Here is a 20,254-nt window from a genome sequence, read left to right as displayed (position 1 = left end):
TTTAACTTAATTTCGTGTAAATGGACCTTTAGGAGCAATCAATTCTAAATTTGTACCATCTGGATCGGTAAAGTAAGCGACACCTGTACCAAAACCGCTCTTCAAGCCATCTTCTTCTTGGAATGTAATCGGTTCTCCATCAGGTTCTACGCCAATCGCTCTTAAACGTGCAACAGCTGCATCAATATCTTCCACTTCGAAACACAGATGCATTGCACTAATTTGTTCGTTGGAATAAGAAGCTTTTTCTGATTTTGGTTTAACATATTCTAATAAATCAATATTGATGTTTTCTAGATGCACATTGGCATACTTGATTAATGTATCATCTAACCCTTGTGTTTGGGCCATCCGTTTTCCACCAATTTCATCACGATTTGCGATTTTTGTTCCTGTTAATGCTTCATAAAACTTTACTGATTCATCCAAATTACTGACTGTAATCCCCACGTGGTTGACTACTGAAAAACCTTTAACTGCTTCACTCATTGTATCTTCTCCTAGTTAATTTTTAGAAATCAAACGTGTCTGGATCTGGTCCCACACGTAACGATTCATTCAATTGGTTAATTTGCGCCATTTCTTCTGCACTTAGTTCAAAATCAAAGACCGCTGCATTGCTAATCATCCGTTCTTTGTGGACAGATTTCACGGTTAATAAGATATCTTGTTGAATATCCCAACGTAAAATCACTTGCGCTGCTGATTTATTATGGTTCTCAGCAATCGCCAAAATAGTTTCATTCGATAATAATTGACCTTGCATCAATGGTGACCAAGCTTGGACTTTGATATCATGTTTTTCACAGAAATCACGCACTTCTTTTTGATCCAATTTTGGATGTAGTTCCACTTGGTTAATTACCGGAACAACTTTTGCATAAGAAAGTAAATCTTCTAAATGATGAACTTGGAAGTTGCTGACACCAATCGCTTTCACTTTTCCTTCAGCATATAAAGTTTCTAAAGCTTGCCATGATTCTTTGTAAGAATTATTTCCTGGCCAATGAATTAAATACAAATCTAAATAATCTAAACCTAAACGTTCCAAACTATCATTGAAAGCTTGAATTGTTTCATCATAGGAAATATGCGCGTTCCAAACTTTCGAGGTAACAAATAAGTCCTCACGGTTCAAGCCAGCTGCCGCTAAGCCTGCTTTAATTCCCGCTCCTGTGCCAGATTCATTGCCATAGATTTTCGCTGTATCGATTAAACGATAACCATTGGTAATCCCTTCTTCGACTACTTTTGCTGTCTCTTCATCTGGTATTTGGAATACTCCGAGACCCATTCCTGGAATTTTAGTGCCGTTGTTTAATGTTACTGTATCTGCTAGTGATGTAATCATTTGATTCGCTCCTTTAACGTTTTCTGATATCATCATATACCGTGCCGTACATGCTGCATAGTACGTACTTTTTCGTTTCATAGGAACCAAAAAGTGCGCTTTTTGTTAAATTCGCTTTTTTAGCCTGAAAAAATTTTAACTTTTTTTATATAACGCACTTTTTCTATCTTCTAAGCGTAGCATTCTTTAAACGATTTAATGAATATATCTCTCACGACACTCAACATTTTAGATAAAAAAAGAGAACGCGTACTCCGTCTTCGAAACGTCCTAAGACGCCGACAGAATACCGTTCTCGTGGGTTTGGCACCCAATGGGGGCATAGGGATTCGAACCCTAGACCCTCTGATTAAGAGTCATTAATGTCAATTTTTAAATAAAATTAATATACCTCTTTTAGTATTAAACTATCACTCTTTATCTTATGATAGGTCAATGTTTTTTTGTATTATCAGAGATATATTAACACCAAATGATATTAATTGAAAAAGGTAAGGAAAGAAAAAATAAAGAAAAATTTGGAAAAAATATTGGCAAAAATTTTGACTAATTTATCTTAAATATAACAAAATCATGTCGATAACTTAATAATTTCGACATTTTTTATAGAAAAATAAAAAACAGGTTCTTGATATGATAAGAAACAAAAATGTTGGTTGAAAGTTGCTTTTTGGCAAACTTAATAACGACAAAAACAGCACAAGAAACAACTATTTCTCAACTTTCTACTGCCTCAAATGAAGTATTAGTACATTTTATAAGCCATCAAAGAAGAAATTGCTCCAATAGAGGAATGATGTTTAGTTTCCTTTTTCATATATTAGTTGTTTGGCATAGCCATCTCTAAACTATAAACTGTCAATTGACAAGAGTAAAATACGCTATATTTCCTTGGCAATTGGTAGGTTATGGTTTAAATTATACTCACTGAATGACTGATATACGATTAGAAACGTTTGACCAGTCACTTTAGATAATCGCTATACAACTATTATTTTATATTACCTCTTCTGATAGTTCTTCAGCTTCATTATTTTTTTCAAAAAGCACAATATTACTTTTTCCAACTTTTACCACTGATTTGGCAAGTTCAAACGGCTCAATACCAGAATTCCGCATCATCAATCCTTCCAATAACATCGCTATGTTTGTACCACTTATAACAAAAACTTGTTTTTTTGTCATAGAGAATTCAATACATTTTTTGAATGAGGTACCGCCTAATAAATCGGTAAAACAAACGACATGTTCATACATCTCAATTGAAGATTCAATTTTTTGACGATATTCTTCTGTCGTTTCATTGGCTAAAAAAGGGATAAACATCACATCTTCTATTTCTCCTGCAATCATCGTTAAGGCGCTTTGCATTCCAATAGCAAATTCACTATGTCCAGTTATTAAAAAGTTCATTCTTCTCCTCCTTTATTTAATACGAATAATCGCTTCATTTTGATCAATCAAAACAAGTCGGCCATAAAAAATTGACCATACTCACTAATAATTTATTCCCTTTAACAATATCTCCACATATAACAAAAATATAAAATTTTTTCTCTCCAGTGATCACGCAAAATCCTTTGGCCTGACAGAATGGCTCGTCTTCTCCCGCTTGGTTCACTTTTACTGGCATAATCTGGATATCTTCCAAAGGGGAAATCACGGTATCCTGAACTTCTTTCCCCGTTTTATAATGAAATTTATTGGTCAAGCGTATATAGTTCGATCAGCTGATTATAAATCTCTGATCTTTCAACAGTAGTTTGATCCGTTTGACCTGATACTATAAGGAGTTTATATTTTTGTGAATTTGTAGTTAAATTGAATTGATCTGCTTTTTTGACAATTTAGCGTAGGTGCTAAATTATAAGTACTCGTAATTTCAGTCTCTTTTTGACCTATAAAACTATCAATAATAATTACTGAATTAATGGCCTTCAAGTAGATAAAACTACGCTTAAAAATCATTAAGTTCTGATCATCTTTATCTATCCAGCCGCATTCCGCAAAAAAACCGACAGGAATTTCTTTTATTCGCTGAAATAATGGGGTTGGTAATTTCCCGTAGCCCCATGTATCAGTACTAAAGTATGAGAATTCTCTGCAATAAACATTGTATTATGCGAATCACACTCCTTCGGTTGAAGCCACTCTGCTTTGTTGACATAACTGTAACAACCACTATCAGATATCAAATCATCACCCTGTAATTGTAGCGTAAAACTCCCTGTAGAAGCATGACCATGTGAGCTTCCATGCAATCCATTAAAAAGCGTAAAATAAATATCCTCTGTTTTATAAAACACTAAACCACTTGATTCACCACGAAAAAAGTTTCTCTGGCTGCAGTGTTTTCCAAGTTCTTTCTTCATATTACGATAGCTATCATATACATATCGAAAATTGACATGATCGCTATCGTTGATAGGATTCAGAACATCTTGATTATCCGTTATATAGTAGGTAGATAAGATAGGTATCTTCAATTTCGTTCGAAGATCCAATGGCAATGATATTTCAAGATATTCAGAAATCTGTAATAGATATACATACGTCATCAAAACTTCATATTGATACAATGCGCTCTGTTCCCAATGAATGCCATCTGAATAAAATTGTAAGTCAGTTAACCGGTCCCATATTAGTTTACTCTGTTCACTAGTTCTGGAAGAAATAGATCCATAGCAGCCATTCCACCCGTTACCAATACTCCCCAATTACTAAGTCTGTACTTATCGATATAGCTCCTCTCCAAATACTCGAGATTAACCAGCAAAGCGTTTCGCAACACTTTATCAATTCCCAATTGTTTATAATCAGCAATAGAAATATAAGTCAAACTCTTCATCCAGTTCATCACTCGAATTCCAACATCAAGGTGTCGCCAAACATTCCTATTAGTAGAATTTGGTTCGCCTTCCTCTTGAATAAAATCAAGAAGCAGACTGCACCATTTTTGTAAATAGCATTTTTCTTTTATTAACGCGTATGCCTGTGATAAATCTAGAAGAAAACTTTGTCAATTCAACATAAAGAGCCATTCTGGGTCATCTCCATGTTATCGATTCCGTGTATTTTCTTTTAGAGAATACGGAATAGAACAGGCTTCCATATCCATCGCATCATTGTAAATAATCTGATCTTTTAATAGAAAATAAGTACGTTCAAAAAGTGGTTCCAAAAGTTTTGAATGTTTTTCCAAATATCCTGAAAGTAAATCTTTCTGATAAAACTTTAGTTGGTAGTTTTCGATTTTTTGAAGATTCATCGTGTTCTCGCTTTCAAATTTTATTTCCGTTAACTGAAAAAATATTATGCCCATCACTCAGAAAACTTATAAATAAGGAAACAAGGTTTACTCGAAATCGAAAACCCTGTCCCTTACTACACTCACTTACTATGCTAAAATCCCTAAGTCAGAGGCTAGAATCCCAATCACGAATAAAAAAAATAACAATTGATACGTGTTCCATTTTCTTTTTTTGATCAAATAAAAAACTAAAATAGTTAAAATGACTGGAAGCATTTTGGGCGTAATCTTATCTAAAATATCTTGAATAGCAATTACTTGTTTTTCACCAGATTCTACATTATGTGAATACTTAATGGCGATATTTGCCTTAACAAAAGAAGTATTTAATGCCGCAATAACAGCCACTCCGCCAATATTTGCTGCTGAAGAAATTTTACCAATTTTATCACTTAAGGTTTCGATCACACTCGTTCCAAGTTTAAACCCTAAATATCCCTCCCATTAATAATTTGATGACTAGCATTGAGATTAACATCGATAACCAAAAAAACATCAGAGCAAATCCCAGACCATTCATCGCTAATCCTGCAAATATTGTTGAAAATAAGGAGGCAATCCCAAATCGAGCAATCGAGTTTCCGATTCCTGATAGGAGTCCCATAAGTGCCATCTTAATGCTGCGTGTATCTGAGACACTTTGATCATTATCATACATCGCTAACTGCATGCTGGTAATAAATGTCAACATTTGTGGATTCGTGTTATAAAATTCTAAGTTTGCGCTTGCCGTCTCTTTCAGTTTTTCTGGTTCATCTTTATAAATTTTCTTCAGCACTGACATTATTGTGTATAAATAGCTGACACCTTGATAAAATGTCTTCATTCTCTGTAAAATTGGAAGCAATTAAAGATTTGAATACAGAAATATATTTGTCAGACCCTTCTTCACCTAAGATTTCATAGAGAGTTATTGTTTTCATTGTTCTTGTTCCTTTTATTTTTGTTATTTTTAACGCTAACTAAGAAGAAAATTCCCTCTTAGTAATAACTGCTTTCATAAACCAGTTGATTATCATAGTAGTAAAATGTATCCCAACTACGATTACCGTATAATTTATTGGTATATAAGGCTGGGTTAATTTGTTTTCTAACAATGCTGTCTTTGGTTCGTGCAAGTGGATAATCGATAAATTGATTTAGCATTGGCATAGTTTCTCCACTCATAGAAGTATATGTTTTTACAGTTTGCTTTTTGATGGGGAGAAACCATGCTGTTTTTTCGGTTAATTTAATAATTTACCAAAAAGTAACGTTAGTTTGTTCATAGGCCCAACTACTATTTTCGGCAGAAAGTTGCCCCCGAGGTGGACGACCTTTTGGGAGATTTCAATTTCTTTTTGTTTCTATTCACCTCACTTTTTTTGTTTTTGGTAGGTCATTTTCGTATAACTAAGCGTTCGTCGGCGTGCTTTGGGTTCACAACATGTGGTAGGTGAAAACAAGGGATTGCTGTAGAAAAAGTTTTTTCTCCCATTGTTTTGTCCTACCATTCGTTGTAAAAACATTGTCGCCGATTATCGCTTAGAATGGGTATACGAAAGTGACCAACAAAAAAGTATTGGAATAAAAAGAAATCGCACTGAAATCTCCCAAAAGGCCAAGAAAGTTTTAATAAAAAACTTTCTTTTAATACATTTGTTAATTTGATAATGTGATGATATAAAATAGTTTAATGAGGTGTTTATATGAAGAAAAAAGATATTCCTTATTGTCCAAAACCTATAAATACTTTTGAAAGGGATTTATTTAAATATTTTGAAGACAAAAAGGACAAGACCTAAAAGAGGAAAATCAAAAAAAGAAGTCTAAGAAAAAAAGTGAGTACGTTTTTTAGAAAGAATAAAACTGGAACGTAAAGATTTTCAAGTAATCTGTATCCCGTATCTTTTATATTTAAAGAGGTTGTTTTTCTATAAATCGTTGTAAAGAATAACTAAGTTTTAGTATTTTTTCACAAATATTCATATTATATTATTTATTTTTAATAAAAAGCTTGTTTTTAAGCTAATTCTTATATGTGTTTTATTGAACTAACTCTTGACAGATGATCAAAAAAAAATTATAGTTGTTACCGTAGTAGCTACTAAAAATGAAGTGAGGATTAATCAATGGAAACGATGATTCAAATCATGAAAAAATATGATTTTTCAGAGATGGAAACAAGAGTGTATACCACCCTATTAGAAAAAGGTAATCTTACAGGATATGAAGTAAGTAAAATCTCAGGTGTGCCACGCTCGAAAGTATATAACATTTTGGAAAAACTATTAAAAAAGAATTTGATTGTCGTCAATAAATCAGAACCTAAACTTTATCATGCCATCTCGGCAAATGAGTTTTTAGAGAAATTAGAAAAAAGTGTTAAAAATGATCTTTCTTTTCTTACAAAGAATCTAGGAATGATTAAGGAAAAAGATGAAGAAGACATGCTGTGGAAAGTTGATGGCATCGAGTATGTTCTGGATAAAGCAGAGCATTTGGTGAAAAATGCAAAAGAAAGTTTGCTCATCCAAGTTTGGCATGAGAACCTCACGGATTCACTGCTAAAGGCATTGCAGCAGGCCGAAAAAAAAGTCGATAAATTTGTACTGATTTTATTCAGTTCTACCCATGAATATGATCTTCCCTTAGAAAAGTATTACATTCATGGTTTTGAAACAGACAAACTTGATGACTTTGGGGCAAGATGGATCAACATCGTCGCCGATGAGCAAGAAGTCGTGTTTGGCACCATTAATGAAGAACTGCAATCAACCGATGTCACTTGGACAAAAAACCACGCCATGGTCAATCTAGCTAAAGAATATGTCAAACATGATGCATATACACTAAAAGTGATTGCAGAATCTTCTGAAGAACTTAAAGCAAAATATGGTGAGAACTTTGAGGGAATCAGAAAGATTTACTAGTAGGAGGAATTTTTATGATTCGGAATATTTTGCTGGCACTAATTGTCGCAATCAATCTATATTTTATTATTTACTTTCTAAGAGACCTTTTCAAAAACAAACAAAATTTCAAAGAAGAACCTGGGGATATGCGTCTGTTGCCCTTCACGTCATTTATCACCTTCTTTCTTTCAACATTTGGCGTTTCCGACTTTGCTATCGGAACCGTCCTTTATCCAAAGTTGAAATGGGTCAGCATGAAAAAACTACCCGGAACGTTGAATACCCAATGTGTAGTACCGGTAGCCGTCATGGCATTGTCTTATATCACTGCTATCAACGTAGGGATCAAGACATTAGCTGTTTGTATTATCTGCCAAATTATCGGTGCATATTTAGGACCAAGATTTGTCGTGAAGTTACCAGAGAAAACGATCAAACTGTTTGTCGGCATAGGATTGGTCATTGCTGCATTCTTAATTTTTATGGGACAAATGAATTGGATTCCCTCAAACGGAACAGCCAGTGAATTGTATGGCGGAAAATTAATCTTGGCAGGATTTTTACTCTTTGTCTATGGCGCATTGAACAATATCGGCATTGGTTCTTATGCGTTAACAATGGTAACTGTCTACTTGCTAGGCTTGAATCCAGTTGCAGCCTTTCCTATTATGATGGGGGCTTGTACATTCTCAGTACCGATCGGCAGTGTTCAATTCATTAAATTTGATGAATACAGCAGAAAAATCACACTTTTCACTTCAACCTTCGGTGTATTAGGGGTATTGGTCGCTGTATTCCTAGTCAAATCTTTAGATACCTATATTCTGAAATGGATCGTGATTTTGGTCTTACTATACAGTGCATATACGATGTTGAGCAGTCAATTAAAAAAAGCTACAGCAGCTAATTAAGGAGCGATTCAAATGCTATTTCTTAAAAAAGAAGATATTATCAAAAATTTTTCAATGAGAGAAGCCATCGATGCAGACAAAAAAGCATTGTCATTGTATTCAGCAGGAAAGGCAATTGTGCCTCTTCGCACCAATATCGATGTGCCAAAAAGTAACGGACAAAGCTTATATATGCCAGCTTATGTAGAAGGTGGCGAAGGAGCACTAGGTGTCAAAATCGTTTCCGTGTATCCTAAAAACATCAAGAAAAACTTACCAAGTGTACCAGCAACGATGATCGTATTGGATCCAGAAACGGGTATGGTATCCGCTTGTTTAGATGGTACTTATTTGACACAATTAAGAACAGGCGCTGTTCAAGGAGCAGCAACAGAACTTCTTGCAAAAAAAGATGCTAAAATCGGCGCGCTGATTGGAACCGGTGGACAAGCACAGTCACAATTAGAAGCAATGTTGACCGTTCGTAAATTAGAAGAAGTTCGGATTTTTGATATTGATTTTGAGCGTGCCAACCAATTTGCTGAAGAAATGATGCAACAATTTTCTGTAACGATGCGCCCAACAAAAACCAGTCAAGAATGCGTTGAAGGAGCAGACATCATCACAAGTGTGACCACTTCAAAACGTGCGACATTCTCTGCTGAGTGGGTCAAAAAAGGTGCGCACATCAATGGAGTCGGTGCTTACACACCGGAAATGTGTGAAATTCCACGAGAAATAATTAAAGCCGCAGATGTTGTTATTTTTGATACCATGGACGGTGTTCTAAAAGAAGCTGGGGACTTCATTTCACCGCTGCAAGATGGATATATTCAAAGAGACAGCTATCATGGAGAACTAGGCCAACTGATCAATGAAGAATTGGTCGGTCGGACAAGTGGAGAACAAATCACGATCTTCAAAACAGTTGGTTCGGCTGTATTAGATGTGGTAGTTGCAACAGAAATCGTTAAGAAAGCTAAAGAAAATAATTTGGGAAAATTGATTTATTAAGTAAATATCCACCCGCATAGCGGGTGGCTTTTTAATAGCCCTAGAAGGGCTCGCTACCTGCTGCTCCCTTTAAGGGAGCTTTTTTAGAGACCGCCAACCGCTACCTTTCTATTCTTATCTAGCTGTTACTTCCTAAATGGATCTTTATACTCTCTTTTGTTTATACTATCCCTTACTCGATCTTCTGCTTCTTGTTCTCGTATATACTTTGCTATCGTTTTTTGGTTCAGTCCTACAGTGCTCACATAATAACCTTTTGACCAAAAAGATCGATTTCCATAATTGTATTTTAAATTCGCATGACGTTCATGAATGATTACTGCACTTCTTCCTTTTAAGAAACCCATAAAACCTGATACACTCAACTTCGGTGGAATTCTTACCAACATATGGATATGGTCGGGCATTGCATGCGCTTCAATGATTTCGACTTCTTTCATCTCACACAATTTTCTTAGTATTTTCCCTATATCTCGCCTCAATTGACCATAGATTACTTTTCTTCTATATTTTGGTGTAAACACAAGATGATACTTACAATTCCAACGAGTATGTGCTAAACTTTTATCGCTAAAGCTCTGACCTCCACGCGCATTACGCGTGGTTTTTTTGTCGAAATCTCTTTAGAGATTTCAACTGACTAAAGTCATTAAATAAAAAGACCGGAAGTAAAGCTTTAATTAATACATTTACAAAAAAAGACTGTAATCAAAATGCGATTACAGCCTTTTTTTGTTTTATTTGGGAGGAGATAGATCGTGTTTATGACTGTATCAGACCATTTAAAGGTACTTGGTTTTGTCCCTTTATCCAGTAGAGGGAAGTATCAATTATATTTGTTGGATTTACCACCCTAGCTTTTCACTAGTGATCGAAGGAACATATGATAAAAAAGTGGTAAATATTTTTATGATTTCTATTCTATGAAACTTGATCCTAAAACAAAGAAAAGTACGCAGAACCGGATTTATTGTACGCATGTTCCTGTGAAAATAATGTATCGCCGTGTGAGAAATTATTTATAATTCTTACGTAAAAACAGCAATCAAAGAACAGAACAAATGCATAATGAGGAATATCAAGTGAAATTTTTATCAGTTGTGCTCTGTGGTGATGTGTATTGTCATTAGTTCAATGTGTATTAACAGGGAGGAAAAAAGCAAATGATTTTTTTCAAAATGTGTTTACCAATTTTGTTGGGGATTTTAATTATTTGATTATATTGGCGATGCTTGGGGTGGTGCGGCCTATATTGCCTTTGAACGAAAAGCAAGCAAAGCCATTCCATTGATTCTTGTGCTGGCAGTAGCTGTTTGGTTAGTTGAAGATACGTCTGGAGTATTCAATTGGATTCTGGATCGCATGCGGTCATGGGGGCGATAAAATGAGCAATATACGCAATTGGACAAAGATTTGGTATATAGAGCGAGTGTTTTATAAATTGTGGGACGGGGTCGCGTTACCTCGTCCCGTAACACAAACATTTGTGGTATGGTTTAGGATTGGCTTTTTTGGGGGGGATTTTTCGAATTTTTCCATTTGATATGGAACATACGATTACTCGACAAATTTTTTGTCCGTGGTTATTTGCTTTTTCAATGACACGAAAACAATTTCAAGGAAGGAAGCCTTATAATTATTTGGCTTCTTTTCTTTTATTTCAGTGTCGTTTAAAAGAATCCTTTCATGGCCAACTGGTAAAGCCAATTGTCTCCTGGAATCTATGGACACACCGGTATCATAACGGATGTTTCAGATAGTGAGAATTATTTTTCAACTGTGGAACAGAACGCCAAGCAAGGGGAATCATAGCACTGTATCAACGCACCTATAACCAAACGAAAATTCGAAGTTTGATTCGTAAAGCCAAATAAAAGAATTCTCTCAATGAAAATTTTTAGTAGAAAAGGGAGATGAAACAATTGTGAAAAAGTATTGTTTTTTCTTGGTTGCTTTTGTTTGTCCTTAGAAGTTGTAGGTGGGTTTCTTCTGAAGAAAAAAACAGCAGTTTCCTCAATATCAAGAGAAACGATGATGCAAGCAGAAAGTTTAAGTATAGAAAGTAAAAGAAATCAGGAAAACAAAATAAAATCCAACATATTTGAAGTAATTCAACATTTGTTAAAGGATTTTGGAAGAAAATGGGTAAATTACACGGACATATACGAACGAAATCAATCCGTAAAAAACTATTTAATCGATTGTTGTATAAAAGAAAATGGAATTGACAACGATCCACATGTACAACAAAAAAACATTGGTCGTATTCATAATGTTTCACAAGATATAACCCAAACGGATCATTACTTGTTATTTGGAGAACAAAAAAGTAATGCGGTAACTAGGTTTCTATTCATTCAGCTTAAGATAAATCAAAAAGTACAAAAGATTGATGCAATCAAGATCTATTATGTACGGAGTGCGTATTAAAACAAAAAATGAACATTCGTATTAATTATACACCGAAAAAATAGAAAAAAACAGACTGTTTTTTTAAGAAGAAGTATGTCATTCTTTACTTGAAAAAAGTTGTTATAAAGCAGAAAGGATAAAAAACGGAAAAGTATATCTTATGAATAATTACAAGAACTATTCTATTTTTTAGGAGATGGATACGAGAGGAAAAAACTAGTTGGCTATAGTGTGATGTGTATTGGTTTTGTTGGTATGGGATTGTTTGTGTCGAGCGAATCTGCTTCTGCGGCTGAATGGTATAATCCGAATATGAACGTCAAAAAGGCTATCTGTATGGGCTGACAAATCTGAAAAATGAAAATGTAGAGTAAATTGGAATGGCGCTGTAGATAGTGTAATTACCGGTTCGATGGACTCTGTTCTACACGGTTTTACAGGCCACTAGAAAGGAGGAAGAAAATGTCTGAAATCGTTGAATCACTAGTAGCTTTAAAAGATTCTCTTTCTAAGACTGAATATGTTGATAGGTAAGAAATTCAAAAACTAATTGATGATATAATTATTGAAATTCAAACTGAGCATTGTGAAAATATAAAAATTTCTGTAGCTTTATCTAAAGTAATCGAAAAAATAAACCGTTCATTAGCCTTTAATGGTTTGAAGCTGGATAAACAAACTATTTTGTTCTGGGACTATTAAAAAGACTTGTACAATAAGTCTAAAAAAAGTGAACGAACATCTGTATCAATTTTAAAAGGCCTTTGGGAAATGAATTCATAATCAAGATGTTTTAAAAGTAATTTATTTTTTGTAGATGAAACTATTGGATAATGTTTGTATTGCTTCGCTATGTAAGTAATAATACATTAATAAAGAAGGTCTCTATTTCCAATGAATGGATTTTGGAATATATCCTTATTATTGACAAAGTTTTTAATGTATTACCATTGATATTAAATGCTTATTTTTTAGGGAGGATGGAAAATGAATGTCTTTGATGCTACTTTAAAGAGATTAGAATACATATTTGAAGAATTTGATAAGGTGTATTTTTCATTTAGTGGCGGTAAGGATAGTGGGCTAATGGTTCAGTTAGCTAATCTAGTTGCAGAAAAATTAGATAGAAATTTTGATCTATTAATATTAAATATTGAAGCAAATTACACAGCAACTGTTGATTTTATAAAAAAAATTGAACAGTTACCTAGAGTAAAAAATATTTATCATTTTTGCTTACCTTTTTTTGAGGATAACAACACTAGTTTTTTTCAACCTCAATGGAAAATGTGGGATCCAAGCGAAAAAGAAAAATGGATTCATTCTCTTCCTAAAAATGCCATAACTTTGGAAAATATTGATGACGGTTTAAAAAAATATTATTCATTATCAAATGGTAATCCCGACAGATTTCTTCGCTATTTTCAAAATTGGTATAAAGAACAATATCCCCAAAGTGCTATATCATGTGGTGTAGGTATAAGGGCACAAGAAAGTTTACACAGACATAGTGCTGTTACAAAAGGTGAAAATAAATATAAGAATCGATGTTGGATAAATATAACTTTAGAAGGAAATATTTTGTTTTATCCTTTATTTGATTGGAAAGTTGGTGACATTTGGGCTGCAACTTTTAAATGTGAACTAGAATATAATTATATCTATGAGAAAATGTATAAGATTGGATATAAGTACCGGGACATGAGAGTATGCCAGCCTTTCGGATTACAACAAAGAAAAGCGTTAAATCAATTTGCTGAACTTGAACCTGAAACATGGGATAAATTAGTAAAAAGAGTAAGTGGAGTTAATTTTGGAAATATATATGGTAAAACTAGTCTTTTAGGATTAAATACTTCTCAAAAACCTTCATTTATGACTTGGCAAAGATATTCTATTTTTTTACTAGAAACATTAGGATTATATTCTCCTCTTTTAATGAATCATTATTACAGAAAGATATGTATTCTTTTTGCTTATTACAAGAATACATATAATATGGATATCCAAGATATGCCAGATGAATCAAAAAGAAAAGATTGGATAAAAGATGAAAGGCTTTGGAATGACTGGAAAGGGATAGCTAAAGCTTTAGAAAAAAATGACTTTGTTTTATCTACTAGAAATTATAGTTTAACGAAAAAAGATGAAGCTGAACTATATGAAATGTTTAAAGAATATAAAGACTTTTTGGGGATAAATCAATTAAAAGGAAAGAAATACGAAAATATTGTACAAAAAATAGGAGGAATGAAATGAGCAAAATAGATATTAAAGTTTATATACCCCCATACAATAAACAAAATTTTTACAGTTTAATGGGGAAATATTTTGCTGAAAGAGTATATAGAAGAAAATTACCTTATTTAATAAATACATCTAGTACTATTTGGTTTTTGTTAATGAATAAGGAAAGGATAATTGGATTTTCTTCCATTCAAATTTCCAATGAGTTTATTGATATTGGAGATGTTTTTGTTGAAGATGAAAATGACGATACTCGAAAGTATTTATTGGAGAAGGTTTTATTTTTCATAGACAAGAAATGTGAAAAAAAGTGTGTACGAATTTCTTTAAAAAAAGACCAGTACTTAAATAATCTGAAACATTATTGTTTTAAACAATATAGAGAGACAAAGAATTATTTATTTTTTAGGAGAGAAATCAATGAACAAGATTGATATGCCCGTTTTAAATGTAAAAATGGTTCCAGTAGAGAAAATAAAAAGTAATAGTTATAACCCAAATCATGTCGCTGGACCTGAAATGGAGCTTTTAGAATTATCGATTTTAAAAGACGGATATACACAACCGATTGTTTGCTATTGTGATGATAAAAAAGACGAATATATTATTATTGATGGTTTCCATAGGTATCTAATTGGAAAAAGCAAGCTTGATTTAAAAGAACTTCCAGTTGTTGTAATCGATAAGCCATTGGAGCAAAGAATGTCAAGTACAATTAGACACAATAGAGCTAGAGGAAAACATGAAATAGATAAAATGTCCGAATTAGTTCTACTGCTTGTCAATGAAGGGTGGGACGATCATAAAATAGGGAAAGAACTAGGAATGGAAAAAGAAGAAGTTCTTAGATTAAAACAAGTAACAGGGTTGAAAAGTGCCTTTTTGAACCATGAATTTAGTGAATCATGGGATGAATTTGTAAAAAAAAACTATCCTAAACAAAAGGATGAATAAGTTGTAAAGATTTTTATAAACACTTTTTTAATATAAACGTTCATTTTATTTTTGACAAGATATATTTATTATATTAAATTGTACGTAAATCGGAATGATTTCTTTTTAAATAACACTAAATTAGGAGTGATACTATGAAATTTTGTGAAACAAAAAAAATATTAAATCAATTGGTAGCCGATTTAAGCGTATTTTCAGTAAGAATTCATCAAGTTCATTGGTATATGCGTGGAGGAAGATTTCTAACGCTACATCCAAAAATGGATGATCTTATGGAGCAAATTAATGATCAGTTGGATGTAATTTCAGAACGACTGATTACGCTTGACGGATCTCCGTATTCAACTCTAGAAGAGTTTTTTATAAATTCTAAATTAAAAGAAGAGAAAGGTTCTTGGAATAAAACTATTGATGAACAAATTAATTATTTATTGGAAGGTTATAGTTATCTTATTTCGATATATGAAGAGGGAATTGAAATTGCAGGGAAAGAAGGAGATGACTGTACAGAAGATATCTTTATTGGTTCTAAATCAGAGCTAGAAAAAGAGATTTGGATGTTAAAAGTAGAGTTAGGTAACTCACCTGAGTTAGATAAATAGATACAAAACTCCAAGTGAATGGTTATGATATTTCCTTGTGAATAAGGAGTGTTTTTCAGTATTTATATATTATATAAGTAAGATGGATAAAAAATCAAAAAACATCTTAGGTGAGATTCATTTCTACCTTAGATGTTTTTTCAGTAAGTGACCGATTTCAGTCGTTAAATATAAGTACAGATAGATTTTATCAACTAATTACATAAAAAAGGATATGATGCGATAAAATCATTCTAACATACTTTTTAGGGGTAACTCCTTCCCCTGCTCTGAGTCACCCCTAGAGAGTGATATTGGGATACCCCTAAACTTATTATAAAAATATCCAAATATTAGCTCAACAAATTTGCTCATACATTCATTGTAAAATTTAAATTATTTTTCTTCCCTAAAAATATGATCGTTCATTTTGTTTGACTTAGTAGATTTTTCTTGTTAATATTGTTTCATCAAATATTTTATTTTATAAAATAAACATTCATTATTTTTCTGAAATGAGGTCTGATTACTTTAAGAATTTTAGAAATAGTAACTGATAAAATTTATTTTATCAGTTCACCTAAATAAGTTATACAGTTGAAAGGAGAGAAGGTTATAGAAGTCAAAGTGACAAAATCTTTAGAAATTTTTAATAGTATATATTTTATTTGAATTGTGAATTTTCAAGGAATGACTAGATAATTGAATATATTCACAACGTAGACAAAGAGGTGTATTATGCGAAAAAGATTAAAATTATTATTAATCCTTGTTTTATTTTTTTTATTTTTTCCTTTAGCACACACATTAATAACAATGCAAGGTGTTGTTAGTTTACCATTTTACCTACTTCCATTTACAAACTATCCGTACATTGGTAATAGTATGGCACAGTTTTTGTTTTGGATTAGTGGATGTTTGCTAACATTATTGTTTATTATTCTAATTATTGTATTGTTTTATCCTAAAGCACATAATTGTATAGAAAAAAAGACTGATAGTGGAAAAATAGCAGTCCAAAAAAAAGCAATTGAAAACTTTGTATTAATTGCTGCAAAAGAAGAACCTTTTATTGTTGATCCAACAGTAAAATCTGTAATTAAGAAAAAGAAAATCAAAATCTATATACAAGGAAAAATACGCAAAGCTTTTCAAACGGGAGAGCGACAAACAGCCTTTATAAGAAAGGTAAATACTAATTTAAATGAATTATTTGGTGCAGAGCAAATAATATTAACCGAAATAATTTTTAAGGATTATCATGAAAAAAATACAAAGACTAAATCAAAAGTTTTATAGGAGAAAACAATGGTAGAATTCATATCAAAATATAAATATCCTTTGATTTTTGGATGTTTGGGACTATTTTTAGGAATATTATTTTTTACATTAGGATTTATTAAAACAGTAATATTAACAGTGCTAACTCTTTGTGGTTTTTATCTAGGTATCTATTTAGAAACTGTTGGTTTTTTTGACAAACAAAATTAGTTAATAACCGTTTTTACGGTAAAAATAAATTTTATATTTTTAGTAGGAAAAATAATGGAAAACAAAACAAATAATACAAAAACAGAGATCAAAAAAAAGGACATGTCAAAAACTTTTGAGACTATTAAAGGAGAACTATTTTTTGAAGATAAAGTAATTCAAAAAATAATTGGTATTGCATTAGATGAGATTGATGGTCTTCTAACGATTGATGGAGGCTTCTTCTCAAATATAGCTGGAAAACTAGTAAATACGGATAACACAACTTCTGGAGTGGATGTTGAAGTAGGAAAAAAACAAGTCGCAGTAGATCTTTCAATAGTGGCTGAATATGGTAAAGATGTAACTACAATTTATGATAAAATGAAGCAAGTTATTTCAAATGAAGTTAAGAAAATGACTGGCCTAGATGTAATTGAGATTAATGTAAACGTCGTAGATGTAAAAACGAAAGAACAACATGAAAATGATTCAGTTACTCTACAAGATCATCTTTCCGATGCAGCTTCTGCTACTGGAGAATTTGCTTCAAAACAATTTGAAAAATCAAAAGAAGCTTTAGGCGTAGCAAGTGAAAAAGTAAGTGATGGTGTACAAAACGTAAAAGAAGAAACTGAACCTCGCGTAAAATAACAACTTAATTAATATAGAAAGATACAACTGAAATTTAGTAAAAAACCAGTTAGATAGAATGCTTAACTGGTTTTTTGTTTCTTTTACTAGAAAGACCACATTTTTAATAAATAAATTCTTACTTGAATGTTGTATAAATTTCTATATCTATCTACCTATAGATGTGTTTAAATTATAGAAAAGAAGCTTTTTTTTAATAACCATCAATAAGTTCTATATGATAAAACATTTACTAATTTAATAATCACAAGTTCTTTTAATACTAACAAACATATCTACTAATGAATGTCGATTGCGATGAAAATAAATAAGTAAATTATTTATTTTTATAAGGTTGTACATGTTGCTATGTATGATATTAAGATAAGGAGTAAATAAATGGAAATAATAGATGACCAAAAATTTTATCAACAAATGGAACGATTAAAACAAGAAACCTTTTGGAAATATCTAACCCACTCTCATCAATTCCTTTATTTTATTCCGTTATTATGTTTGATTGATTTTTTATTCTATCCACATTTTTCGTGGTGGTTTGTACTAAAATTACTTTTATTGGTAGGAAGTATGTTTCTTTATTTGTATTGGATATATAATTTTTATAGAAGAATTGATCAAAAAGGAATGATCTCTTTTCTCTTTCTTAAATTATTTTTTATGTATGACTTGTGTAACAGTGTAGTCATGATGATAATAATGACAAATTTTTATCAAACATTTGTAAAAAAAATTGGCTTTTTCTACAATCTTATTGGAGCAGTAGTTTTGGGTATTATTGTAGGTTGTGTTTATTCAGGCTGCTCTTATGAACGGATAAAAGTATATTTAGGATCTAAAAAAAAAGTGAATGGTCAAACAAAATAAGGCAGATAATTTTAAGATGTACAATAAAGTAATGCAATGAGACAATCTGTCAATTTTTATTTAGTAAGTTCTCATTAAGAGAAAAATGGAATACATATTCTTTGAGAGATCATTTCATTTACATGTCTTTAACTATAATGAATATGGTCGAATTAACTATCGGTTCTTTTTCTGAATCGGCTACACTAGAAAGAAAAAATAAGATGTGTAGAATAATAAAAAACACACTGGAGGATTTTTTATGTCAAGACGTCAACGAAGAACCTATTCAAAAGAATTCAAACAACACGTCGTCGATCTTTACCTTGCAGGCAAGCCGCGTGTAGAAATCATTCGAGAACATGAGCTTACGCCTTCTTCCTTCGATAAATGGGTGAAGCAAACACATTCAACAGAATCGTTCAAGAAAAAAGATACCTTAACCCCGGAATAAGTAGAATTGATCGCACTACGAAAGAAAAATAAGTAGCTTGAAATGGAGAATGATATTTTAAAGCAAGCGTCGTTGATATTCGGACGAAAAGACAAGTGATTGATGTCAACAAACACAAATACTCGATATCAGCGCTGTATAAAATCTTAAAGATTTCTCTTCAGACCTATTATTAATCAGGCAACACCCATTAAAAGCGAAGAAGATCTGAAAGAACTTATTCACGAAGAATTTATCCGTAACCGAAAAGCTTACGGCACCCCGAAATTAAAGAAATACTTAGCCAAGCGTGCGCTTCAAATCAGTCGTCGCAGAATCGGTCGGATCATGAAACAACGCAGGTTGAAATTCACCTATACGATCGCTCATTTTAATGCCCAACGAACAGCTTGTAATGAAGCGGAGACAACGAATGTATTGAAATTGTATTAGATTGGACATTTACACAAGAAACGGTCATTGGAGGCTATTGTCACCGATCTTACCTATGTTCGCGTAGGGAAAAAATGGCATTATATCTTCTTAATTCTTGATTTATTTAATCGAGAAATCATCGGTTATTCTTGTGGTGAGAAAAAAAGATACCGCATTGGTAAAAGAAGCCTTTGGTCGGATTCCCTATCCTTTAACAGACGTCAAACTTTTTCATGCAGATCATGGAAAAAAATTTGATAATCAATCCATCGATGATATTTTAAATGGGTTTGGGATCACGCGCTCTTTGAGTAAGAAAGGCTTTCCGTATGATAACGCTGTTGCGGAATCAACGTATAAATTTGTCAAAGTAGAATTCGTGCATCAATACCAATTTAAAACATTGGCACAACTACGCCTAGAATTGTTTGATTATGTGCATTGGTGGAACTACCTGCGATTGCATGGGACATTGGGTATGAAACACCGATACAATTTCGACAACAGAGATTGGCAAAGCGAGCCCTTGATAATGAGCTCGGGTCTGATATCTTTGGAGAGGCAGCGTAATTAAATGATTGCGCTTCTGCCGGAGAGAATCAGATCCGATGAGGCTCATTGTCAAAAGCAATCAGAGCAATAACATCACGGCATTCACAACACCTTATAATTTTTGTCAAAAAGAACGTTACCATTCCATTTTGTATATTAAAATCTCTAAAAATATAATTATTAAGGTAATAGTATCCTTATATACGGAATATAC

At 32.5% G+C, this 20,254-nt stretch carries 23 protein-coding genes and 2 pseudogenes; 14 read left to right on the top strand and 11 right to left on the bottom strand.

Going from position 1 to position 20,254, the window contains the following annotated elements; genetic code table 11:
* Positions 1 to 6: 6 nt before the first annotated feature.
* The 10 genes from IGM13_RS02540 to IGM13_RS02495 form a co-directional block, all read right to left on the bottom strand.
* Positions 7 to 489, bottom strand: a complete 483-nt coding sequence (locus tag IGM13_RS02540; RefSeq protein WP_002382933.1) for a VOC family protein — start codon at positions 487 to 489, stop codon at positions 7 to 9.
* A gap of 22 nt (positions 490 to 511) precedes the next feature.
* On the bottom strand, positions 512 to 1,387 hold the full coding sequence (locus IGM13_RS02535; protein ID WP_002419958.1) for an aldo/keto reductase: 876 nt from the start codon (positions 1,385 to 1,387) through the stop codon (positions 512 to 514).
* 960 nt (positions 1,388 to 2,347) lie between these two features.
* A complete protein-coding gene (locus IGM13_RS02530; RefSeq protein WP_002358624.1) occupies positions 2,348 to 2,764 on the bottom strand; it encodes a PTS sugar transporter subunit IIA in 417 nt (138 codons plus the stop codon).
* A 43-nt stretch (positions 2,765 to 2,807) separates the two neighbouring features.
* Positions 2,808 to 3,062: a hypothetical protein gene (locus tag IGM13_RS02525; RefSeq protein ID WP_002370893.1), complete on the bottom strand. Its 255-nt coding sequence runs from the start codon at positions 3,060 to 3,062 to the stop codon at positions 2,808 to 2,810.
* Positions 3,063 to 3,381: 319 nt separating this feature from the next.
* Positions 3,382 to 3,930 carry a heparinase II/III domain-containing protein gene (locus tag IGM13_RS02520; protein ID WP_010706710.1) on the bottom strand — a complete coding sequence of 183 codons (549 nt, stop codon included), beginning with the start codon at positions 3,928 to 3,930 and terminating at the stop codon, positions 3,382 to 3,384.
* Positions 3,931 to 3,992: 62 nt separating this feature from the next.
* Positions 3,993 to 4,331, bottom strand: coding sequence for a heparinase II/III family protein (locus IGM13_RS02515; RefSeq protein WP_224567184.1), 339 nt, complete (start codon positions 4,329 to 4,331; stop codon positions 3,993 to 3,995).
* Positions 4,332 to 4,409: 78 nt separating this feature from the next.
* A complete protein-coding gene (locus IGM13_RS02510; protein ID WP_010706711.1) occupies positions 4,410 to 4,619 on the bottom strand; it encodes a hypothetical protein in 210 nt (69 codons plus the stop codon).
* A 129-nt stretch (positions 4,620 to 4,748) separates the two neighbouring features.
* Positions 4,749 to 5,069: a PTS system mannose/fructose/sorbose family transporter subunit IID gene (locus tag IGM13_RS02505; protein WP_002382925.1), complete on the bottom strand. Its 321-nt coding sequence runs from the start codon at positions 5,067 to 5,069 to the stop codon at positions 4,749 to 4,751.
* A 13-nt stretch (positions 5,070 to 5,082) separates the two neighbouring features.
* On the bottom strand, positions 5,083 to 5,487 hold the full coding sequence (locus tag IGM13_RS02500) for a PTS system mannose/fructose/sorbose family transporter subunit IID (protein WP_002370897.1): 405 nt from the start codon (positions 5,485 to 5,487) through the stop codon (positions 5,083 to 5,085).
* 155 nt (positions 5,488 to 5,642) lie between these two features.
* A complete protein-coding gene (locus IGM13_RS02495; RefSeq protein ID WP_002400034.1) occupies positions 5,643 to 5,807 on the bottom strand; it encodes a hypothetical protein in 165 nt (54 codons plus the stop codon).
* A gap of 965 nt (positions 5,808 to 6,772) precedes the next feature.
* On the opposite strand from IGM13_RS02495, the gene IGM13_RS02490 reads away from it, so the two are divergent.
* From IGM13_RS02490 to IGM13_RS02480, 3 genes are read left to right on the top strand one after another with little or no spacing between them, the layout of a single operon-like run.
* Positions 6,773 to 7,573, top strand: a complete 801-nt coding sequence (locus tag IGM13_RS02490; protein WP_002358617.1) for a TrmB family transcriptional regulator — start codon at positions 6,773 to 6,775, stop codon at positions 7,571 to 7,573.
* Positions 7,574 to 7,587: 14 nt separating this feature from the next.
* Positions 7,588 to 8,466: a sulfite exporter TauE/SafE family protein gene (locus IGM13_RS02485; RefSeq protein ID WP_002382920.1), complete on the top strand. Its 879-nt coding sequence runs from the start codon at positions 7,588 to 7,590 to the stop codon at positions 8,464 to 8,466.
* Positions 8,467 to 8,478: 12 nt separating this feature from the next.
* Positions 8,479 to 9,459 carry an ornithine cyclodeaminase family protein gene (locus IGM13_RS02480; protein WP_002358614.1) on the top strand — a complete coding sequence of 327 codons (981 nt, stop codon included), beginning with the start codon at positions 8,479 to 8,481 and terminating at the stop codon, positions 9,457 to 9,459.
* A 125-nt stretch (positions 9,460 to 9,584) separates the two neighbouring features.
* Here IGM13_RS02480 and tnpA read toward each other — a convergent pair.
* Positions 9,585 to 10,028: pseudogene (gene tnpA / locus IGM13_RS02475) on the bottom strand (IS200/IS605 family transposase); the annotation flags it as partial.
* Between the two features lie 975 nt (positions 10,029 to 11,003).
* Between tnpA and IGM13_RS02470 the strand changes: the two are divergent.
* The 11 genes and pseudogenes from IGM13_RS02470 (at position 11,004) to IGM13_RS02420 (ending at position 20,058) form a co-directional block, all read left to right on the top strand.
* Positions 11,004 to 11,219, top strand: a complete 216-nt coding sequence (locus tag IGM13_RS02470; RefSeq protein ID WP_229017899.1) for a hypothetical protein — start codon at positions 11,004 to 11,006, stop codon at positions 11,217 to 11,219.
* Positions 11,220 to 11,418: 199 nt separating this feature from the next.
* Positions 11,419 to 11,889, top strand: coding sequence for an EF0163 family protein (locus tag IGM13_RS02465; protein WP_002399752.1), 471 nt, complete (start codon positions 11,419 to 11,421; stop codon positions 11,887 to 11,889).
* A 969-nt stretch (positions 11,890 to 12,858) separates the two neighbouring features.
* The gene (locus tag IGM13_RS02460) at positions 12,859 to 14,130 is read left to right on the top strand and encodes a DUF3440 domain-containing protein (RefSeq protein ID WP_002358606.1); all 1,272 of its coding nucleotides are present in this window, start codon (positions 12,859 to 12,861) and stop codon (positions 14,128 to 14,130) included.
* Entirely contained in the window at positions 14,127 to 14,552 is a 426-nt protein-coding gene (locus IGM13_RS02455) for a hypothetical protein (protein ID WP_002358605.1), read from the top strand. The genes IGM13_RS02460 and IGM13_RS02455 overlap by 4 nt, the downstream gene beginning before the upstream one ends.
* On the top strand, positions 14,539 to 15,072 hold the full coding sequence (locus tag IGM13_RS02450) for an IbrB-like domain-containing protein (protein ID WP_002358603.1): 534 nt from the start codon (positions 14,539 to 14,541) through the stop codon (positions 15,070 to 15,072). The genes IGM13_RS02455 and IGM13_RS02450 overlap by 14 nt, the downstream gene beginning before the upstream one ends.
* Positions 15,073 to 15,206: 134 nt before the next feature.
* Complete coding sequence (locus tag IGM13_RS02445; RefSeq protein ID WP_002358602.1) at positions 15,207 to 15,674, top strand: Dps family protein; 468 nt, start codon at positions 15,207 to 15,209, stop codon at positions 15,672 to 15,674.
* Between the two features lie 717 nt (positions 15,675 to 16,391).
* Complete coding sequence (gene amaP / locus IGM13_RS02440; protein ID WP_002358601.1) at positions 16,392 to 16,952, top strand: alkaline shock response membrane anchor protein AmaP; 561 nt, start codon at positions 16,392 to 16,394, stop codon at positions 16,950 to 16,952.
* A gap of 9 nt (positions 16,953 to 16,961) precedes the next feature.
* A complete protein-coding gene (locus IGM13_RS02435) occupies positions 16,962 to 17,144 on the top strand; it encodes a DUF2273 domain-containing protein (protein WP_002358600.1) in 183 nt (60 codons plus the stop codon).
* A 54-nt stretch (positions 17,145 to 17,198) separates the two neighbouring features.
* Positions 17,199 to 17,777, top strand: a complete 579-nt coding sequence (locus IGM13_RS02430; protein ID WP_002358599.1) for an Asp23/Gls24 family envelope stress response protein — start codon at positions 17,199 to 17,201, stop codon at positions 17,775 to 17,777.
* Between the two features lie 378 nt (positions 17,778 to 18,155).
* On the top strand, positions 18,156 to 18,641 hold the full coding sequence (locus IGM13_RS02425) for a hypothetical protein (protein WP_002358598.1): 486 nt from the start codon (positions 18,156 to 18,158) through the stop codon (positions 18,639 to 18,641).
* A gap of 241 nt (positions 18,642 to 18,882) precedes the next feature.
* Positions 18,883 to 20,058, top strand: a pseudogene (locus tag IGM13_RS02420) (IS3 family transposase).
* Positions 20,059 to 20,254 lie beyond the last annotated feature (196 nt).

This window comes from Enterococcus sp. DIV0561, from assembly GCF_050539875.1.
Classification (GTDB): domain Bacteria; phylum Bacillota; class Bacilli; order Lactobacillales; family Enterococcaceae; genus Enterococcus; species Enterococcus faecalis.
Note: the sequence above shows the minus strand (reverse complement) of the source record. Positions and strands in the feature narration are given on the sequence as shown.

Bases quoted from the DNA above. Each gene is read 5' to 3' on its own strand.
- IGM13_RS02540 (WP_002382933.1), bottom strand. From the start codon at position 489: ATGAGTGAAGCAGTTAAAGGTTTTTCAGTAGTCAACCACGTGGGGATT.
- IGM13_RS02535 (WP_002419958.1), bottom strand. From the start codon at position 1,387: ATGATGATATCAGAAAACGTTAAAGGAGCGAATCAAATGATTACATCA.
- IGM13_RS02530 (WP_002358624.1), bottom strand. From the start codon at position 2,764: ATGAACTTTTTAATAACTGGACATAGTGAATTTGCTATTGGAATGCAA.
- IGM13_RS02510 (WP_010706711.1), bottom strand. From the start codon at position 4,619: ATGAATCTTCAAAAAATCGAAAACTACCAACTAAAGTTTTATCAGAAA.
- IGM13_RS02500 (WP_002370897.1), bottom strand. From the start codon at position 5,487: ATGAAGACATTTTATCAAGGTGTCAGCTATTTATACACAATAATGTCA.
- IGM13_RS02495 (WP_002400034.1), bottom strand. From the start codon at position 5,807: ATGCTAAATCAATTTATCGATTATCCACTTGCACGAACCAAAGACAGC.
- IGM13_RS02490 (WP_002358617.1), top strand. From the start codon at position 6,773: ATGGAAACGATGATTCAAATCATGAAAAAATATGATTTTTCAGAGATG.
- IGM13_RS02485 (WP_002382920.1), top strand. From the start codon at position 7,588: ATGATTCGGAATATTTTGCTGGCACTAATTGTCGCAATCAATCTATAT.
- IGM13_RS02480 (WP_002358614.1), top strand. From the start codon at position 8,479: ATGCTATTTCTTAAAAAAGAAGATATTATCAAAAATTTTTCAATGAGA.
- IGM13_RS02470 (WP_229017899.1), top strand. From the start codon at position 11,004: ATGGAACATACGATTACTCGACAAATTTTTTGTCCGTGGTTATTTGCT.
- IGM13_RS02460 (WP_002358606.1), top strand. From the start codon at position 12,859: ATGAATGTCTTTGATGCTACTTTAAAGAGATTAGAATACATATTTGAA.
- IGM13_RS02455 (WP_002358605.1), top strand. From the start codon at position 14,127: ATGAGCAAAATAGATATTAAAGTTTATATACCCCCATACAATAAACAA.
- IGM13_RS02450 (WP_002358603.1), top strand. From the start codon at position 14,539: ATGAACAAGATTGATATGCCCGTTTTAAATGTAAAAATGGTTCCAGTA.
- IGM13_RS02445 (WP_002358602.1), top strand. From the start codon at position 15,207: ATGAAATTTTGTGAAACAAAAAAAATATTAAATCAATTGGTAGCCGAT.
- amaP (WP_002358601.1), top strand. From the start codon at position 16,392: ATGCGAAAAAGATTAAAATTATTATTAATCCTTGTTTTATTTTTTTTA.
- IGM13_RS02435 (WP_002358600.1), top strand. From the start codon at position 16,962: ATGGTAGAATTCATATCAAAATATAAATATCCTTTGATTTTTGGATGT.
- IGM13_RS02430 (WP_002358599.1), top strand. From the start codon at position 17,199: ATGGAAAACAAAACAAATAATACAAAAACAGAGATCAAAAAAAAGGAC.
- IGM13_RS02425 (WP_002358598.1), top strand. From the start codon at position 18,156: ATGGAAATAATAGATGACCAAAAATTTTATCAACAAATGGAACGATTA.